General features: G+C 75.1%; 15 protein-coding genes. 7 read left to right on the top strand and 8 right to left on the bottom strand.

Annotated elements, in window-relative coordinates; all coding sequences use genetic code 11:
* Positions 1–668: 668 nt before the first annotated feature.
* The 4 genes from ACFVYI_RS11190 to ACFVYI_RS11175 all read left to right on the top strand — a co-directional run bounded on the left by ACFVYI_RS11190 (position 669) and on the right by ACFVYI_RS11175 (position 3,513).
* Entirely contained in the window at positions 669–1,052 is a 384-nt protein-coding gene (locus tag ACFVYI_RS11190) for a hypothetical protein (RefSeq protein ID WP_387883479.1), read from the top strand.
* Between the two features lie 130 nt (positions 1,053–1,182).
* The gene (locus ACFVYI_RS11185; RefSeq protein WP_387883477.1) at positions 1,183–2,409 is read left to right on the top strand and encodes a hypothetical protein; all 1,227 of its coding nucleotides are present in this window, start codon (positions 1,183–1,185) and stop codon (positions 2,407–2,409) included.
* 82 nt (positions 2,410–2,491) lie between these two features.
* Positions 2,492–2,896 carry a roadblock/LC7 domain-containing protein gene (locus tag ACFVYI_RS11180; RefSeq protein WP_387883474.1) on the top strand — a complete coding sequence of 135 codons (405 nt, stop codon included), beginning with the start codon at positions 2,492–2,494 and terminating at the stop codon, positions 2,894–2,896.
* Between the two features lie 242 nt (positions 2,897–3,138).
* A complete protein-coding gene (locus tag ACFVYI_RS11175; protein ID WP_387883472.1) occupies positions 3,139–3,513 on the top strand; it encodes a hypothetical protein in 375 nt (124 codons plus the stop codon).
* 112 nt (positions 3,514–3,625) lie between these two features.
* Here ACFVYI_RS11175 and ACFVYI_RS11170 read toward each other — a convergent pair whose 3' ends face one another.
* The 6 genes from ACFVYI_RS11170 to ACFVYI_RS11145 form a co-directional block, all read right to left on the bottom strand.
* A complete protein-coding gene (locus tag ACFVYI_RS11170; protein WP_387883469.1) occupies positions 3,626–4,012 on the bottom strand; it encodes a DUF6188 family protein in 387 nt (128 codons plus the stop codon).
* 40 nt (positions 4,013–4,052) lie between these two features.
* Positions 4,053–5,177, bottom strand: coding sequence for an NUDIX domain-containing protein (locus ACFVYI_RS11165; RefSeq protein WP_387883467.1), 1,125 nt, complete (start codon positions 5,175–5,177; stop codon positions 4,053–4,055).
* Between the two features lie 190 nt (positions 5,178–5,367).
* On the bottom strand, positions 5,368–6,387 hold the full coding sequence (locus tag ACFVYI_RS11160; protein WP_387883465.1) for an SGNH/GDSL hydrolase family protein: 1,020 nt from the start codon (positions 6,385–6,387) through the stop codon (positions 5,368–5,370).
* Positions 6,384–7,661 (bottom strand): glycosyltransferase, encoded by a 1,278-nt coding sequence (locus ACFVYI_RS11155; protein WP_387883462.1) that lies wholly within the window; start codon positions 7,659–7,661, stop codon positions 6,384–6,386. Before ACFVYI_RS11155 ends, ACFVYI_RS11160 begins: the two co-directional genes overlap by 4 nt.
* Positions 7,658–8,902: a glycosyltransferase family 4 protein gene (locus ACFVYI_RS11150; protein ID WP_387883460.1), complete on the bottom strand. Its 1,245-nt coding sequence runs from the start codon at positions 8,900–8,902 to the stop codon at positions 7,658–7,660. Before ACFVYI_RS11150 ends, ACFVYI_RS11155 begins: the two co-directional genes overlap by 4 nt.
* 134 nt (positions 8,903–9,036) lie before the next feature.
* Positions 9,037–9,228, bottom strand: a complete 192-nt coding sequence (locus ACFVYI_RS11145) for a YegP family protein (protein WP_387883458.1) — start codon at positions 9,226–9,228, stop codon at positions 9,037–9,039.
* A gap of 481 nt (positions 9,229–9,709) precedes the next feature.
* Here ACFVYI_RS11145 and ACFVYI_RS11140 point away from each other — a divergent pair, with 481 nt between their 5' ends.
* Positions 9,710–10,321 (top strand): hypothetical protein, encoded by a 612-nt coding sequence (locus tag ACFVYI_RS11140; RefSeq protein ID WP_387883455.1) that lies wholly within the window; start codon positions 9,710–9,712, stop codon positions 10,319–10,321.
* Between the two features lie 46 nt (positions 10,322–10,367).
* Here the strand turns inward: ACFVYI_RS11140 and ACFVYI_RS11135 are convergent, their stop codons facing one another.
* Both ACFVYI_RS11135 and ACFVYI_RS11130 read right to left on the bottom strand, forming a co-directional pair.
* Positions 10,368–11,069, bottom strand: coding sequence for a hypothetical protein (locus ACFVYI_RS11135; RefSeq protein WP_387883453.1), 702 nt, complete (start codon positions 11,067–11,069; stop codon positions 10,368–10,370).
* A 117-nt stretch (positions 11,070–11,186) separates the two neighbouring features.
* The gene (locus ACFVYI_RS11130; RefSeq protein ID WP_387883450.1) at positions 11,187–12,521 is read right to left on the bottom strand and encodes an MFS transporter; all 1,335 of its coding nucleotides are present in this window, start codon (positions 12,519–12,521) and stop codon (positions 11,187–11,189) included.
* Between the two features lie 277 nt (positions 12,522–12,798).
* Here ACFVYI_RS11130 and ACFVYI_RS11125 point away from each other — a divergent pair, with 277 nt between their 5' ends.
* Both ACFVYI_RS11125 and ACFVYI_RS11120 read left to right on the top strand, forming a co-directional pair.
* Entirely contained in the window at positions 12,799–16,008 is a 3,210-nt protein-coding gene (locus ACFVYI_RS11125) for an SNF2-related protein (protein ID WP_387883448.1), read from the top strand.
* Positions 16,009–16,017: 9 nt separating this feature from the next.
* Positions 16,018–16,224 carry a hypothetical protein gene (locus tag ACFVYI_RS11120; protein ID WP_387883445.1) on the top strand — a complete coding sequence of 69 codons (207 nt, stop codon included), beginning with the start codon at positions 16,018–16,020 and terminating at the stop codon, positions 16,222–16,224.
* Positions 16,225–16,352: the final 128 nt, after the last annotated feature.

Below are 16,352 nucleotides of genomic sequence, written 5' to 3'. Positions count from 1 at the left end.
GTGTGTGACCTGTCCGACCGGGATCGTCGCGCCGGCGCGCGCCGAGTCGGTCCGTCCGTGTCCCGCTCCCTCCCGCTCGATTTCTGACCAGGCGTGATGTCCTGCTAGTGTTCTTCCCGTCGAGAGGAAATGATCTCTCGGTCAGGCGTCAGAGGTGCTACTGGAGCACGTCCTACTTTCAGTAGGAAGAGTCCGTTCGACCCGGGCCTGGCGCTCCATCCAAGGCGGCCGCTCCCTATCGGGGGGCGGCCGCCTTGTTCGTTCCCGCCGCCCGGCCGCCTGCTCCGTGTGCGAGGCCGTGGCGGCGAGGCCTGCGGTGGTGCGGTCCGGATCCGGTTGCCGCTGCCGTGGTGCTCGGACGGCTCTATCGCAATCCGCGCCCGAAACCCTCCCTCGTGGCCGACAATCGGCCAAGGTCCCGTTCCAGGTCGGCTGCCGGCCCGTCCGGTGGTGTCCCTCCCGGCCAGCGGATTCACCCGGCGTCACGATCTGACGGTGCGTCACAGGATGGCTGAAAGTGGTCGCACGCAGTGTGAATATGCCATTGGAATGTTCGTCATATCGAATCCGGCAGTAGCCTTCCGTGTCGAAGCCGCCACTGCTCGTGGTGGACCGGTCGGCGCTGTCCGAGCGCGCCCGGCTGTCCCGAACCCTCCGAAGGAGCCCGAGTGCCGGGTATCGACGAATGCCTCTCCGGGGCGATGACGATCGCCGGCGCCCGGGCCGCCAGCCTGATCGACTGGAGCAGCGGGCTCGCCCTGGGCAGCGTCGGGATCAGCCCCAGCGGTGACCACGAAACCTCGGCGGCTGAGGCAACCGACCTGGTACGGGCGGCTGTTGAGAGCCAGACCTTCACCGGGACGGAGGACCGGCAGTCGCCGTTGCAGGACATCATCGTCACTGCGGGCCGCAGTTACCACCTGTTGTGCTTCATTGACACCGTCTTCGACAGCCGGCTCGTCCTGCATCTGTGGCTCGACCGGACCGAGGGCAACCTGGCCACGGCGCGGTACCGCCTCCAGGGTCTGGCCGAGGAGCTGGTGCTCGGATGACGCCCACGATCACGAAGTCGGCGACCTGTGCGATACCGGACGGCGGAACGGGCCTGCCCGCTGCCTGTCCGGCTCCCGCCGTCGTGTTTCGGCCAGCCGGGCGGGAGCCCGTCACCCGTCGGCGGTCGGCATGAGCGGCCCCGCCCTGTCGTCAGCGGGCGTCCTCCTGCCGACGAGGCTCGGGCGGACCCCGGGCGAGGCGGTCGCCAGGCTGGCCGAGGAGCGGGTGACCGGCGTCCTGCACGGACCTGCGGGGGCGGTCTACTTCGCCGACGGCCTGGTGGTGCACGCGGAGTCCGATCGCAGCCCCGACCTGGCCGCGCTGCTCACCGGTTGCGGTCGGATCGCCCCGGAGGCCTGGCAGGACACCGTCCGGACCTTCGGCCCGCACTACCGGGTCGGTGGCGCCCTGGTGGAGCAACGGCGGCTCACGCGCGGTGAGTTGGAGATCTGTCACCTCGGTGTGCTGTTCGATGCCGCGTTCTTCGTCCTGGACGGCGCGGGCGCCGCCGCCTGGACCGCCGCCGCCTGGGCCTCCGGGGTGTCGGAGGCAGCCGAATCCATCGGTGCGGGCGGTGCGGGCGGCGTGGTCGGTGCGGTCGGCGGGCCTCCGGCCGCCGGGTGCTGGGCCTTCGAGCCCGGTGCGCGGCACTGGCTCGGCCCGGTGTCGGCGGTGAGCGCCTTCCGGCTCTGCCGGGAGGTCGATCGCCGTCGGCGGTTGTTGGAACGGATCTGGCCCTGGCCACAGCTCGACACCGCTCCGGTCCGCCCGTTGGCCGGCGGGGCCGCGGAAGCCGCCGATGCCCGCGAGGTCCGGGCGGCGGCCGCCCGGACCGTCCGCCGCCATCCCAGCCGGCACCAGCGGGAGTTGATCGACCATGCGGACGGCCGAAGAACGCCGGCGGAGCTGGCCCGGTTGCTCGGGCGCTCGGCCTTCGCGACCACGGCGGACGTCCGCCGGCTCGCCGCTGCCGGGTTGCTCGCCACCCCGGGACGCGGCGTGCCGCGGCACGCTGCCCAGACACCGGCCACGACCGGCCGCAGCTCCGGCCCGCACGCGTCGGCCGGGCACGTGTCGGCCGGGAGTACGTCGGCCGTGCACGTGCCGGTCGGGAGTGTGCCGGCCGCGCGCTCCGGGGCCGAGCCCGTCGCGGCCGGCCGTACCGGCGGCGGGCTGCACCGTCGCGTCCCCGGTGCCGCGCTGGCCGGGCTCGTACCGGCGGGTGCCGCCCGCTCCGCCCACCCACCGACCCCGGCCCACCCACCGACCCCGGCAGCGGCCCACCCGCTGACCGTTCCAGACCCGGACATCGCGCTGCTGACCCGGGTCCGAACCCTTCTGGAGGCCCGACTTTGAACCACTCTCCGCCCGCGACTCCGTTCTCACGGCCATGAGGCGGGCGCTCAAGCAGCGTGTCGGAAGGAGACAACTGATCGCCTTGGAGACCGAGCTGCTGGCCGAACTCCGCGCCCTCAAGCATCGGGTACCGCATCTCGCGGGTGGGCTGGTGGGCAGCGTGGACGGCCTGCTGGTCGCCCACGACACCCACGGGACCGAGCCGTCGGGCCTGGCGGCGATGACGGCGGCCTCCCTCGGCCTGGCGCAGCGCCTCGCCGACACGACCGGGCAGGGGGACTTCCGGGAGTCGCTGGTGCGCGGCGAGCACGGCTATGTCGCCACCTATGCGGCCGGCGGAAGCTGCGTGCTGACGCTCCTCGCGCACCCGGACGTGAACGTGGGCCGGCTGCACCTGGAGGCCCGACGCTCCGCCCGGCGCATCGCCGACCTCCTCACCGACACCCTCGCGCCCAAGGAGGCCAGCGAGTCCAGGGAGGTGGGCTGACCCGCCCGCCCCGCCACCCGAAGAGCCACCCACCGACCTGTCGACCGATCGACCTGTCAACCGATCGACGGGTCGACCGATCGATGTGTCGACCGATCGATGTGTCGACTTCTGGCCTCGGGCCTTCCGGCCGATCCCCGACCCTTCCGACCGACTTCCGACCTCTGACCTCTGACCTCTGACCTTCCGACTTCTGACCTTCCGACCGATCCCGATCTTCCGAACGAACTGGAGAAACCGACATGACGGACGCAGCAGGCGCGCTCAAGCAGACCATGACCGTGATCGAAGGCGCCATCGGCGCGGCCCTGGTGGACTACAACAGCGGCATGGCGCTCGCCACCCTCGACGGCCCCGGCGGACTGGACCTCAACGTGGCCGCCGCCGGGAACACCGACGTGGTCCGGGCCAAGATGCGGACGATGGACATGCTGGGCCTGCAGGACGGCATCGAGGACATCCTCATCACGCTCAGCAGCCAGTACCACCTGATCCGCCCGCTCACCGGGCGCAGCGGCAAGGGCCTCTTCCTCTACCTCGCGCTGGACAAGAGCCGGGCCAACCTGGCGATGGCCCGGCACCAGTTGACGAAGATCGAGGCCGACATGGAGGTCTGACCCCGGCCCCGGGGTCCGGTTCGCCGGATCCCCCTCGGTGCCCGCCGGTCGACCCGTCCGGGGTACGGACCCCGCGTCGCGCGGCGCGGGGTCCGGCCGGGCGCCGCCCGGCTCAGCGGCCCGGGCCGTCCGCCCACGTCACCTCGCCGCCGGCCAGCCCGGAGCAGACGGCGCCCTCGGGGGTGAACACGCTCCACGGCGCGACCAGGGCGTGCGGCGGGACGGACAGGGCGGCGTCGCCGTCGAAGGCGAGCTCCAGCCCGCCGGCCTGGGTCACCCGGGCGGTTCCGACCGTCCGGCCGACCAGGGCGAGCAGCGGGCCGGTCGGGCGGAACGTCAGCGCCGGGTAGAAGTGCTCCACCCCGGACCGCGCGGTGAGGCGGAACTCGTGCGCCACCCGGACGGTCACCGACCCGTCCAGCGTGATGTCCAGCCGTCCGCCGCCGCTGACCGACTCCACCCGACGGCCGGTCAGGACGTCCGCGATCCCGTTCTCCATGCGTCCAGTGTGGACCAGGAACGCCGGGCGGGGCGGCCGGTCAGTGCACCGGCCGCCCCTCGACCAGTTCGGCCGGCCCGCCGCGCCGGTCGCGGGCGGCGAGTGCGGCGGCAGTCCGCGCCCAGGAGGAGTCGGACAGCAACGCACGTGCCTCGGCCGGGTCGCAGAGCCGCCATTCGACCAGTTCGTCCTCGGGCAGCGCGATCGAGGCGAGGCGCTCGTCCGGCACGGTCCCGCCGTCGAAGAGGTAGACCAGGACGGCGGTGTCCCGGCCGCTCCGCGGGTCCGCGTCCCGGCCGGGCAGCCAGTCGAGGGCCAGCAGCCGGCCCGGCTCGTGCTCCCACCCCAGCTCCTCGCGGATCTCCCGCCGGGCCGCCGCCCGGGGCAGCTCCCGGTCGGCCTCGATCCCGCCGCCGGGCAGCGTCCAGTACGGCTCTTCGCCCCCGGCACCCGACCAGGGCCGCAGACGCACCAGCAGGACCCGCCCGGCCGCGTCGGTGAACACCGTCCGTGCCTTCGCCCGGATCCGTGGCCGGGTGGCGATGTAGGTGGCCCGGTCCAGCGGGGGAGCGGCCGGTTCGGCGTCCGTCCCGGTGGTGTCCTCGGTGAGCGCCAGACCCGCCAACCGGGTGTACTCGGGCGGCGGTTCGGCCGTCAGGTGGTCCAGCGTGTGCCCGACGGGAAAGCTGTCCTCCAGCTCCAGCGGGCCGGCCGAACGCGGCGCCCGCAGACAGGCGGTGACCCGCCGGGAGAGGCGCGGGGGCAGCGCGTGGGCGGCCTGCTCCGGTGTCAGCCAGGTCCACCCGCCGACCTCGTCGGTGTCCGGCCTGAACGCGTCCGCCTGCTCGGGTGTGAGCGGCTCGGCCCAGTAGAGGTGAGCGGCGATCGGCGGGCGGTAGTCGTCGAGCGTCCAGTCGATGCAGGCCAGCGCGCCGAGCACGGGCGTGAATCCGAGCTCCTCGGCGATCTCCCGGACGGCCGTCCGGCGCGGAGACAGGTCCTCCGCCTCCCAGCCCCCGCCGGGGACGGCCACCGGGTGCTTCCGGTCGTACGGCAGCCGCACCACCAGCACCCGGCCGTCGCCGGACGGGAACAGAACCCCGGCAGCGGCCATCAACTCCCGTCCGGAGCGGCTGTGCTGGCTGTCCGTCGATGATGTCGTCACCGATCCGACTCCCTTCACTGGTTCGGGCGCGTCCCGCCCACTGCCCACCACGACTGCCCCGCCCGCTCCAACGGTTCCCGCCGCCACCGGGGAGCGAACCGGGACAGGCCCGTTCGAGGGGCCCGGGCGGAGCCCCCGGGCACCTCACGGTGATCGGGAAGCCGACTCGCCCACGGCGGGCACCACCCGCTCACCCCAGCGCACCCAGGGCTGCGGCCGCCGCCCGGGCCATCTGCTCGTCGTGGCGCCCGGTGGCGCCGCGGAGGCGGGCCCAGCCCTCGACGGCGGCCAGGGCGAGCAGACCGGGGAGCAGGTCCGTACTGCGCTCGGCGAGCCAGCTGGTGCCGCGGGTCGCCATCCACCACAGGTCGGCGACCGCGCCGGGGGGCGGGTCGACGGGATCGGCGGCGGGGGCCGGACCGAGCGGCCGGTCGGCGGCCGCGAGCAGGTCGTGGAAGCCCCGGGCGATCAACCGGTGCCCCTCGGCGCTGGGGTGGAGCCGGTCCACGCTCAGCAGTCCGCGGTGCGCCGTCCAGGGCAGCTCGGCGACGTGCAGATGGACGGCGCGGTGGCGCGCGGAGAGGGCGTGCACCACGGTGTTCACCGCGCGCATCCGGCGCGCCAGCGGTCGGGCCAGCGGTCGTGGCAGCCGCAGCAGCGCGCCCGGGTCGGGCAGGCACGCGGTGAGCAGCAGAGTGCCGCTGCGGGCGAGTTCACCGAGTGTGGTGTCCAACTCCCGGGCGGTGCGGGCGATATCGAACCCCGACCGCAGGGTGTCGTTGCCCCCGACCACCACGGCGGCCAGCCATGGGCGCAGTACCAGCGCGGCGGGCAGCTGCTCCGTCGTCAGATCGGTACTGAGCGCCCCGCTCCGCGCGAGGTTGGTGAACTCGACGCCGACCTCCGGCGGTGCCAGCGAACCCGCGAGCAGCGAGGCCCAGCCCCGCCAGCCGCCGGCGACCGGATCGCCGACGCCCTCGGTGAGCGAGTCGCCGAGAGCCACGAACCGCACCGGCTCGACGGCCCTCCCGACACCCGCGCCCCCCGGCCGGTGCACGCCTCCGGGGACCGCCGCCACCGGGGGTGCTCCGCCGGGGGCCGGAACCACCAGAGGCGTTCCGCCCGGGACCGCCACCGGGGCCGCAACGTCGGAGAGCGCCCCGACCGGGGCCGTCTCGCCGCCCTCGTCCGCCACCACGGCCGTGCTCATCGCGTCTTCTCCACCCTGTCCGAGGGGCAGGCCGCCCGGTCCGGTGTCTGGCTCGGTACCCGGTCCGGCACCACGGGGGCGGCTCGGTCCGGTGCCCGGCCCGGCACGATGGAGGCCGCCTGGTCCGGCAGCGGCTGTGGCGCCCGGTGCGCGGTGAGGAAGGCCGCCACCGCGGCAGGCCAGCCGTACTGCTCCGCCCGGGCGCGAGCGGCGGCGCGGCGCTCCTCCTCGGGGCGCGCGAGCAGGTCACGCACCGCCCCCGCGAAACCCGCGCCGGTGTCCTCGGCCGCCGCACCGGCCGGGCCGACCAGAGCCGGGAGGGCCGAGGAGCGGCTGACCGCGACGGGGGTGCCGCAGGCGAGGGCCTCCAGCGCGGCCAGGCCGAAGGTCTCCACCGGACCGGGGGCGAGCACCACGTCGGCGCAGCCGAGCAACCGGGCCAGCGCGCCCCGCCCGGCCACGTGCCCGAGGAAGTGCACGGGCAGCCGGAGCCGCCCCGCCCGGGCGGCCAGCCTCGCCCGCAGCGGCCCGGTACCGGCCACCACCAGGACGGCCGGCAGCCGGCCCGCGCAGAGGTCGGCGAGGGCTTCGACGGCCCGCTCGGGGTGCTTCTCCGTCGAGAGCCGGGAGCAGAGCACCAGCAGCGCCTGCCCGGGGTCCGCGTACCGCGCCCGCTCGTCCGCCCGCTCGACGGCCGTCAGGGGGCGCATGGCGGTCAGGTCCACGCCCAGTGGTGCCCGGGCGAGGTTGCGGACCCCCAGTCGGCGGAACTCCGCGGCCGCCCAGTCCGTGGTGCAGACCACCGTGTCGTACGCCCGGGCGGTGCGGCCGTTGAGCCGGTCGGCGGCCGCAGCGGCCGCCGGGCCGGGCAGGCCCCAGGTGCGGAGCAGCCCGGTCGCGCTCTCGTGCGACACCATCACCGAGCGGAGCCCGCGGCGGCGTGCCCAGCCGCCGGTCCAACGCAGGGTGGTGCGGTCGGAGACCTCCAGACGGTCCGGCGCCAACCGGGTCAGCTCGTGGGCGACCGCCCGCCGGTCGGTGAGCAGCCGGTAGCCGCCGCTGCCGGGCAGCACCGGCCCGGGCAGGGTGACGACCAGCCCCTGCTCGGTCTCCTCCTCCGTGCGCCGCTCCCCGGGCACGACGAGCACCGGAGTGTGGCCGGCGGCCCGGTAGCCCGCGCCGAGATGACGCAGGGCCGTGCGCAGTCCACCCGAGACCGGGGTGACGAAGTTCGCCACCCGGACGATCCGGAGCGACCCCCCGTGTCCGCTCATGCCGGCAGCTCCTCCACCACCGGGGCGTCCTCGGTCGGCCGTGCGGGACCGGTCGCCGCGGTCGCGGCCATGTCGGTCGCGTCCGTCACCTCGGCCCCCCGGTGCTCGGCCAGCACCTCGGCGTAGTGCCGCAGCAGCAGATCCCCGACCGCCTCCCAGGTGCGGGCCGTCACCTCCGCCCGCCCGGCGCGCCCGTAGGCGGCCCGCAGCCCGGCGTCGCCGGCCAGCGCCGCGACCGCCCGGGCCACCGCCGCGCCGTCCCTCGGCGGCACCAGCAGGCCGGTCCGGCGGTGCGCGACCAGGTCCAGCGGGCCCCCGGCGGCCGGGCCGATCACCGGGACGCCGCTGGCCATCGCCTCCTGGATGGTCTGGCAGAAGGTCTCCAGCGGGCCCGTGTGCACGAACACGTCCAGGGTGGCGAAACAGCGCGCCAGCTCGTCCCCGGTCCGGCGGCCGAGGAACACCGCGCCGGGCATCGAGGCCTTCAGCCCGGGGGCGGACGGCCCGTCGCCGATCACCACCACCCGCACCCCGGGCAGTGCCGAGGCGCTCGCCAGCAGGTCGACCCGCTTCTCGGGCGCGAGCCGCCCGACGTACCCGACCAGCACCTCCCCGCCGGGGGCCAGGGCCCGGTGCAGCGCCTCGTCACGGTGGCGCGGGTGGAAGCGGGCCGAGTCCACCCCGCGCGGCCAGAGCTGCACCCGGGGCACGCCGTGCGCGGTGAGGTCCTGCGCCGCCGGGGTGGACGGCGCGAGCGTGCGGGCGGCGGCGCGGTGGACGGCCCGGATCCGGTGCCAGGCCGCGGCCTCACCGAGCCCGCGGCCCGCCCGGTAGGCGTGCGCGTACCCGGCGAGGTCGGTCTGGTACACGGCCACGGCGGGGACGCCGAGCCGCACGGCGACCTGCATGCCGCGCGCGCCGAGCACGAACGGGCTGGCCAGATGGACGAGGTCGGGCCGGTGCCCGGCGATCGCGGTGGTCAGCTGCCGGCTGGGCAGCGCGATCCGGACCTGCGGGTAGCGGGGCAGCGGGACGGACGGGATGCGGACCACGGGCAGCTCGGCCGATCCCGGCCCGCCCCCGAAGACGTGCGGCGGGCAGTCGGCCCCCCGCGCGGGTGCCGGGGTGATGACGAGCGGCTGGTGGCCCCGGCGGACCAGATGCTCGGCCGTCCGCAGCACGCTGTGGGCGACTCCGTTGACCTCGGGCGGAAAGGATTCGGTGACGATGACGACGCGCATGCCAGAGTTCTGTCCGCACCCGGCGTGCACGCGGCCAAAGGGATCTGTCGAACAAACGAACGCGGGTCGGCGATTTGGGCCACCGGCCCGCGTTCCTGCCCGCACCCCGCCCGCGGCGCGGTGCGTCCGCGTGCTCAGGCCGGACGGGCCGCCGTCTCCTTGAGCTCCGCGTAGGGCGCGAGCTTGCGGATCGACTCGATGCTCCTGATGCAGTCGTCCCGGCTCTCCTGCGGGTCACCCGTCACTACGACGGTCCCGTTGCTCGCCTTGAGCCGGAACCGGTGCATGCCGCTCTCGTCGGTGTACAGCTCGAACTTTCCTGCCATTGGGTCTTCGCCTTTCGCTCCGGTATCCCCCTCGAACGGCAACGTAGGCCCAAAGGGCTTCTGCTGCTTGCCAGATGAGGCATTCGGGTCTCCGCCGAACGGGTCACGGGCGTCTTGGCGGGTCGTCGCGCCGTCCTGCTCCGGAGGGTTTCGGCGGCGATGGGCCGAAGGAGCGGGACGGGCGACCGGGCGGGGTGCTCGGTGCGGGCGTGCTCGGCGGCGCGGCCGGCGGCCGTCTGCGGGTGTCGCCGGGCCGCGGCTGCTCGGTGTGGAGCCTGCGGAGGGGTGCTGTGCGGTCGGGGTCTGTGGTGCCATCATCGTTCCCGAATCACGCGAGGGGGAAGCGATGAGCAACATGCCTGTGTCGGGCGCGAGTTCACCTGGTCAAGACGTTCCTCCGATGCCGGAGCGGCCACCGGGGGTCGGGCGCCGTCCGCGGTCCTGGACGGAGTTCGCCGCCGTCGTCACGGCCCTGACCGGCGTGGCCGGTCTGGCGTTCGGCTTTCTGGGCCTGCCGGCGGTCGTCAATTCGCCCACCGCCACGACGCGGACGGCGACCGTGACCGTCACGGAGACGGTGACCGCCACGGTCACGGCGACCGCCACGGTCACGGCGACGGTGCCGGCCGCGCCGGGTCAGAGTTCGGCCGGATCGTCGCCCACGGGTACGACCGCCGCCGCGCCGACGTCCGGATCGTCGGTGCCGAACGATCCGGGCTGGATCGTGACCTACAACGGCGAGTACGTGCTGGAGGGGGCAGCCGATTTCGACGTGAACAACCCGCAGCCCGGACGCTCCTTCAACCAGGACCTGGTGATCACCGGGGTCACCGGGGGCAAGGCGTACATCCGGCCGGACAACCATGCGGCACTCGCCCGGGTTCCTGACGGAGAACCGGACCCCGGACCGGAGCGTTGCGGGAAGATCGCGACCACGCTCGGTCAACACGACCTGGAACTCCCCAACCCCGGTGACCGGTTCTGCCTGCAGACCGAGAGAGGGTATCCGACGTTCTTCCAGGTCCTCTCCGTGCAGAACAACGTCGACAGGCCGAGCATGCGCCTCAAGGTCCTGGGGTGGGGCGGTCAATAGGTCGGGAGCTCGCTGCTCCGGGGCCTTCAGGTCGGCGGGCGCCCGGCTACTCGCGGGCCAGGACGGCCGTGGCTCGCGACGAGCCCCAGTCGAAGAGGATCGTTCCGTCGCCGCGGAGCTCCAGGACGAAGTCGCCGTTCACACACGTCGTCGCGGTGTTGCGGGTGACCCTCTCGTGGCCGGTCAGCCGCTTCGGGAGGCGCTCGGTCAGCAGCCAGACCGTGGAGCAGCCGAGTGGTGAGTACTCCGCCTCCGCGAACTCCTCGCCGATCTGCGCGTCGCGGATCCGTACGACGACGACGTACTTCTGGCGGCCCTGCGTGACGGTCCCGCGCCAGGTGCCGGCCCAGGCCGCTCCCGGAGGGGAGGCGGCGGGGGTGTCGCTCGGGCGGCCGGTCCCGGTCGACGGTGCCGCAGTGACCGGTGCCGGCGTGGGCGGTGCATTCGTCGCCGGTGCCGAGGCGACGGGCGGCCCGCCGGAGGGCGCCGGCTCCGGAGACGCCCCCGTCAGCTGCCACCAGGTGAGGACGGCGGCGACGCCCGCGAGCAGGGTGCCGACACCGCCGAGGACGGCTGCCCAGGGCCCCAGCCAGGCTCGGACGGCCCGTCGGCGCGGGCCGCCGGGTGGACCGCCGGGTCTGCTGCCCGGGCTGCCCCCTGGACTGCCTGCGCCTGCGCCTGGACCTGCACCTGCTGCGCCGCCCTGGCCGCTTCCCGGCCCGGGGCCGGCACCCCTCGCTGTCGCCATCTCGACCACCCCCGGCGACATCGTTCCCGTCGCCGTTGGCTTGAACCGCCCCCTCGGGGTCGCGGCCCGCGGGGGGCTCCGCTCTCCGAACGCCGGGTGCTCCCCGCCGGGTTGGCCTCAGGACCGCCGTTCCGGTGCCGCGCCGACAGCCTCGCCCGCCGGCCCGGTCGCCGTCCCGTTCGCGGGCCCGGTCGCCGGCCCGGCCATCGCCGCCAACCGCCGCTCGCAGAAGCGGCGTTGCACGACGGAGAGCCCCGCGACGGCCGCTCCGAGCGTCAGCCAGCCCGCCGGGCCGGCGACCATCACCGCGCCGGTCAGCAGCAGCGGTCCGGCGGACTTCTGGACGGACTGGGCCATGCCGGCCACCCCCAGGTAGGAGGCCCGGGCCCGCTCGGGCGCGAGCGAGACCGCCAGCTCCCAGGAGCTCACCGACCGCATCAACTCGGCGGCGGTGACCAGCATCGCGGCGACCAGCAGGGCTGCCGCGGCCGTCCAGGCCCCGCCGCCGGTGCCGATCGCCACGACCACGCAGCCCGCGGACATCGCCGCCCCGTACAGGGTGACGGCGGCCGCCGCGCGGTGCGGCCCCTCGGCGCGTGCGGAGACCCGCAGCTGGAGCACCACCACCAGCACGGTGTTGATCACCAGGAAGGCGGGCACGAAGGCGTGCGGTGCCGAGGTGTGGTTCACCAGCCAGAGCGGCAGCCCGACGTTGAGCACCGAATCGTCCAGGCTCATCGGGATGTCCAGGAGGACGAAGCGCAGATAGCCGCGGTCCCGCCAGGGGCTGGGTGCCGGCGTGCGTTCCGGGGCGCCCGGGGCGTCGGCCCGCGCTGCCACCCGTCCGCCGCCATGTGGCTCCCGGGTGCGCCACACCAGGGCGGCGGTCACCGCGAACGACAGCGCGTTGCTCAGGACCAGCGCCCGGTAGGCGTCCCTGGTGCCCACGGCCAGGCCGATCGCGGCGACGCCGGCGCCCAGTGCGTACCCGGCGTTGGCCGCGCTGCGGGTGAGCGCCTGGTAGGTGGACCGCCGGTCGCCCGTCGCCCGGGTGGCGAAGAGCATCTCCAGCGTCTTGGCCCCCCGCTCGCCGAGGCAGGTGAGCGCCATCACGGGGAGCAGCGCCGCGAAGCCGTTGCACACCAGCAGCAGGCCCATCGTGCCGATCCGCAGCAGGTGGCACCCGATCAGCAGCCCCCGGACGGGGAACCGTTCGGCCAGCTGACCGGCCAGTGGGGAGCCGACGATGCCCGCCACCGCGGCCACGCCCAGCAGCAGGCCCACCTGCTGTGCGTCCAGCCGCGTCACGAAGGTGAAGTACAGCACCGAGGACGCGGCCCACACCCCCGTTCCGGCCCGGTCCAGGAACTGGGCGAGCAGCATGGTCCGTCCGTCCCGCCCGCCCGGTGGCCGGCGCAGTTGCGCCAGCAGTCCGCCCCCGTGCTGTGCCATGGCCTGCCCCTCGCTGGTCCCCGGTGTTCGGGGAGCAGCCTGCCGGACATGAATCTCGACGTCAAGATACTTGATGTCGACAGACCTCCTCGGACCCGCTGGTCGGCGGCGCCCCGGGCCCGCCGCTACCCACTGCCACCCCGGTCCCACTGCCACCCCGGATCCACTGCCCCGGATCCACCACCCGCCGGGGTCGACTGCGGCCGGCCCGCCCTGTCGGACCTCGAAGCTAGGCTGGGAAGCCCGCTGTCCCACCGCCTCCGGAAGGCCCTGACCGATGTACGCCCTGCACGCGCTCTGGCGAGCCGACGGCCGCCTCGCCCTCTGGGCGGAGGACGCCGAGGTGTACCGGACCGGGCGCGCCGCGGCCCACCGGAGCGTGGTGGACGGGGGCGGGGCCGGCCGGGTGGACGGCCTCCGGGTCGGCGCCCATCCGTACGCCTGCGCCGCCGGCGACGTCGCCCGCCTGCTGGGGGCGATCGGGCCGGGCCTCGACTGGCTCGCCGGCCAGGGGGCCGAGCGCTGGACCGGCCTGCTGTTGCCCGCCCTCGGCGGCCGACCGGTCCCCTCGCCCGATCTGCCCGTCGGCGCCGCGCCGCGCGGGGTCGCGCTGAGCCCCTGGCGGGTGCCGACCCTGCTGTTCGACGCGGCCGAGGCGGCCCAACTGCTGGGCGCGCTGCACGACCCGCACTGGCCGGGGGCGACCGTCGAGCTCCCCGGTGGCGGGTCCGTCGAGCTCGCGTACGGCGCCTCGCTGCGCTGGCTGTCCGCCGTCCACGACCTCGCCTGGCGGTTGGTCGGGCGGGGGCGGCTGCTGCCCGTGCTGGAGCAGGAGCGGTCGGGGGAGTGGTACGCGCGCTGGCGGCCCGCTCCCGATGCCGCCGCCCGCCGCGAGCTCGCGGCGCTCGCCGCGGGGTGCCCGCCGGTCTGCCGTGCCGAGCAGCCTCCGTCGGGGCCGCTCCCGCCGTCGGCGTCGCATCCGACGGAACCGCACCCGACGGAATCGCGCCCGCCCGGGCCGGGCACCCCCGGGCCGGGCACCCCCGAGCACGCCCCGGTCGGGCGCTCCGCCGTCGACCTGGCCACGGAACTGCTCGACACCCTGGTCGACCGCGAGGCCCGGGCCGCGCTCGCGGACCTCGAACCACCCGCCGAGCCCTGGCTCGCCGCGCTCCACCGTGCCGACGGCCGGCTCCAGGACGCCCCGCCCGCCGAACTGCCCGAGCGGCTCGCCGCCTGGTACGCGGCCCGGCCGGCGGACAGCCCGGTCAGGCTGAACCTCCGCCTCGGCGAACCGCTCGGCCCGGACCCGGACGACCCCGACGGCGGCGCCGTCGCCGACTCCTGGCGGCTCGACCTGCTCGTGCAGGCCGTCGACCGGCTCTCCCTGGTCGTTCCCGCCGCCGCGCTGTGGGTCGAGGACGAGGCGTACGCGGCCCTGGCCCGCACCGTCCCCGATCCGGCCGGGGCCTACCTGGCCGAGCTCGACCGGGCCGCCCGGATCCACCCGCCGCTGCGCACCGCCCTGCTGACGCCCCGCCCCACCGGCGTCGACCTCGACCGCGACGGCGCTCTGCTCTTCCTGCGCACGGCGGCGCCCGCGCTCACCCGGGCCGGCTTCGGTGTGCTGCTCCCGGCCTGGTGGCAGCGGCGCCCCCGGATCGGGCTCGCCCTCACCGCGGCTCCGGTCGCCACCCCCGGCGCGGTCAAGCGCACCGCGCAGATCGACCGGGACGCCGTGCTGGCCTTCCAGTGGCAGCTCTCGCTCGGCGAACTGACCCTCACCGAGGAGGAGTTGGCCGAGCTTGCGGCCGCACAGCAGGGCCTGGTCCGGCTGCGCGGCCGCTGGATCGAGGTGGATCAGGCTCAACTCGCCGCTGCGGTAAGGTTCCTGGCCGACCACGGCAGCGGCACGATGGCACCGGTCGAACTGCTGCGGCTGGCGGTGGACGACCGCGCCACCGTCGACGGCCTCCCCGTCACGGCCGTCCACGCCGCCGGGCCGATCGGCGAGCTGCTGGCCGGCGGGCCCGGTGACGCGGCCCGGGTTCCGGAGCTGCCCACGGGATTCACCGGCACCCTCCGTCCTTACCAGCGCCGGGGGTTGGCCTGGTTGGACGCGCTCGGCCGGCTCGGCCTGGGTGCCGTGCTCGCCGACGACATGGGCCTCGGCAAGACCGTCCAGACCCTCGCCCTGCTCGCCCTGGAGCAGGAGCGCGGCGCGGTCGGGCCCACCCTGCTGGTCTGCCCGATGTCGCTGGTCGGCAACTGGCAGCGGGAGGCGGCCCGCTTCGCTCCCGGTCTGCGCGTCCACGTCCACCACGGCGGCGACCGCACGGTGCCCGACCCGTCCGCCGATCTGGTGATCACCACGTACGGACTGGTCCAGCGGGACGTCGCCGACCTGCGGCGGATCCGCTGGCGGCGGATCGTCGCCGACGAGGCCCAACACGTCAAGAACCCCGCGGCCCGGCAGTCCAGGGCGCTCGGGTCGCTGCGCTCCGGCCCCCGGATCGCCCTCACCGGAACTCCCGTGGAGAATCGGCTGGCCGACCTGCACGCCGTCCTGGACTTCGCCAACCCCGGCCTGTTCGGCAGCGCGGAGTCGTTCAAGGAGCGTTTCTCGATCCCGGTCGAGCAGTCCGGCAACGCCGAGGTCGCGGCCCGGCTCCGGCGGTTGAGCGGCCCGTTCCTGCTCCGCCGGAGCAAGAGCGACCCGCTGATCGCCCAGGACCTCCCGGCCAAGCAGGAGTTCACCGTCCACTGCGGCCTCACCGCCGAACAGGCCGGTCTCTACCGGGCGGTGGTCGCCGATCTGCTGCAGCGCCTCCAGGGCACCCGGGGCGTGGAGCGCAAGGGCGCGGTGCTGGCGGCGATCGGTCGGCTCAAGCAGGTGTGCAACCATCCGGCCCAACTCCTCCACGACGGGACGGCGGTGGCCGGTCGCTCCGGCAAGGTGGAGCGGCTGGTCGAGGTGCTGGAGGAGGCGTTGGCCGAGGGGGACCGCGCTCTGGTCTTCACCCAGTACGCCGAGTTCGGCACCATGCTCCAGCCGTACCTGAGCGGGCGCCTGGGCGAGGAGGTGCTGTATCTGCACGGCGGGGTGCCCAGGGGGCGGCGGGACGACCTGGTCGAGCGGTTCCGGGCCCCGGACGGGCCGAGGGTCTTCCTGCTCTCGCTCAAGGCCGGCGGCACCGGCCTCAACCTCTCCGCCGCCAATCAGGTGATCCACCTGGACCGTTGGTGGAACCCCGCCGTCGAGGACCAGGCCACCGACCGGGCGCACCGGATCGGCCAGCGCCGTGACGTGCAGGTCCGGCGGCTGGTCTGCGTGGGCACCGTCGAGGAGCGGATCGACGAGCTGATCACCGCGAAGCGGGCGCTGGCCGACGCCGTGGTCGGCGGCGGCGAGCAGTGGCTCGCCGAGCTGTCCACCGAGCGGCTGCGAGAGCTGCTCACCCTGTCCGCCGAAGCGATCGGAGAGTGACCCGCCACCATGCCCGCACCCGGTGACCGCCCGCTGGCGGACTGTCTCGACACCTTCTGGCAGGGCCGCATGCCGCAACCCGTCACGCCGGCCGATGGCGAGCCCGAACCGGCCCCGGCGGTCGATGAGTTGGCCGCCTCCGGCATCACCGTGCGCGGTCGCCCGCTGGAGGCGCTGCTCGCTCCCGCGTACCAGCGCTTCACCGACACCGACTGAGCCGCTGCCTGCACGGCTGTCTAACCGCCGACGGACCCGCCGCCGACCCGCCATCGAACCCGCCCCCGGCCGGCGCCCCCGGAGTACCGGCGGGCGCCGGCCGGGCACGGGCGGACCGACAGGCAGCC

The organism is Kitasatospora sp. NPDC058218 (assembly GCF_042882445.1).
Classification (GTDB): domain Bacteria; phylum Actinomycetota; class Actinomycetes; order Streptomycetales; family Streptomycetaceae; genus Kitasatospora.
This window is presented reverse-complemented; position numbering and strand designations above follow the sequence as displayed.

Excerpts from the sequence above, each read along its gene's own strand:
- ACFVYI_RS11185 (WP_387883477.1), top strand. The coding sequence starts at position 1,183 with ATGAGCGGCCCCGCCCTGTCGTCAGCGGGCGTCCTCCTGCCGACGAGG.
- ACFVYI_RS11175 (WP_387883472.1), top strand. The coding sequence starts at position 3,139 with ATGACGGACGCAGCAGGCGCGCTCAAGCAGACCATGACCGTGATCGAA.
- ACFVYI_RS11170 (WP_387883469.1), bottom strand. The coding sequence starts at position 4,012 with ATGGAGAACGGGATCGCGGACGTCCTGACCGGCCGTCGGGTGGAGTCG.
- ACFVYI_RS11160 (WP_387883465.1), bottom strand. The coding sequence starts at position 6,387 with ATGAGCACGGCCGTGGTGGCGGACGAGGGCGGCGAGACGGCCCCGGTC.
- ACFVYI_RS11155 (WP_387883462.1), bottom strand. The coding sequence starts at position 7,661 with ATGAGCGGACACGGGGGGTCGCTCCGGATCGTCCGGGTGGCGAACTTC.
- ACFVYI_RS11150 (WP_387883460.1), bottom strand. The coding sequence starts at position 8,902 with ATGCGCGTCGTCATCGTCACCGAATCCTTTCCGCCCGAGGTCAACGGA.
- ACFVYI_RS11145 (WP_387883458.1), bottom strand. The coding sequence starts at position 9,228 with ATGGCAGGAAAGTTCGAGCTGTACACCGACGAGAGCGGCATGCACCGG.
- ACFVYI_RS11135 (WP_387883453.1), bottom strand. The coding sequence starts at position 11,069 with ATGGCGACAGCGAGGGGTGCCGGCCCCGGGCCGGGAAGCGGCCAGGGC.
- ACFVYI_RS11130 (WP_387883450.1), bottom strand. The coding sequence starts at position 12,521 with ATGGCACAGCACGGGGGCGGACTGCTGGCGCAACTGCGCCGGCCACCG.
- ACFVYI_RS11125 (WP_387883448.1), top strand. The coding sequence starts at position 12,799 with ATGTACGCCCTGCACGCGCTCTGGCGAGCCGACGGCCGCCTCGCCCTC.
- ACFVYI_RS11120 (WP_387883445.1), top strand. The coding sequence starts at position 16,018 with ATGCCCGCACCCGGTGACCGCCCGCTGGCGGACTGTCTCGACACCTTC.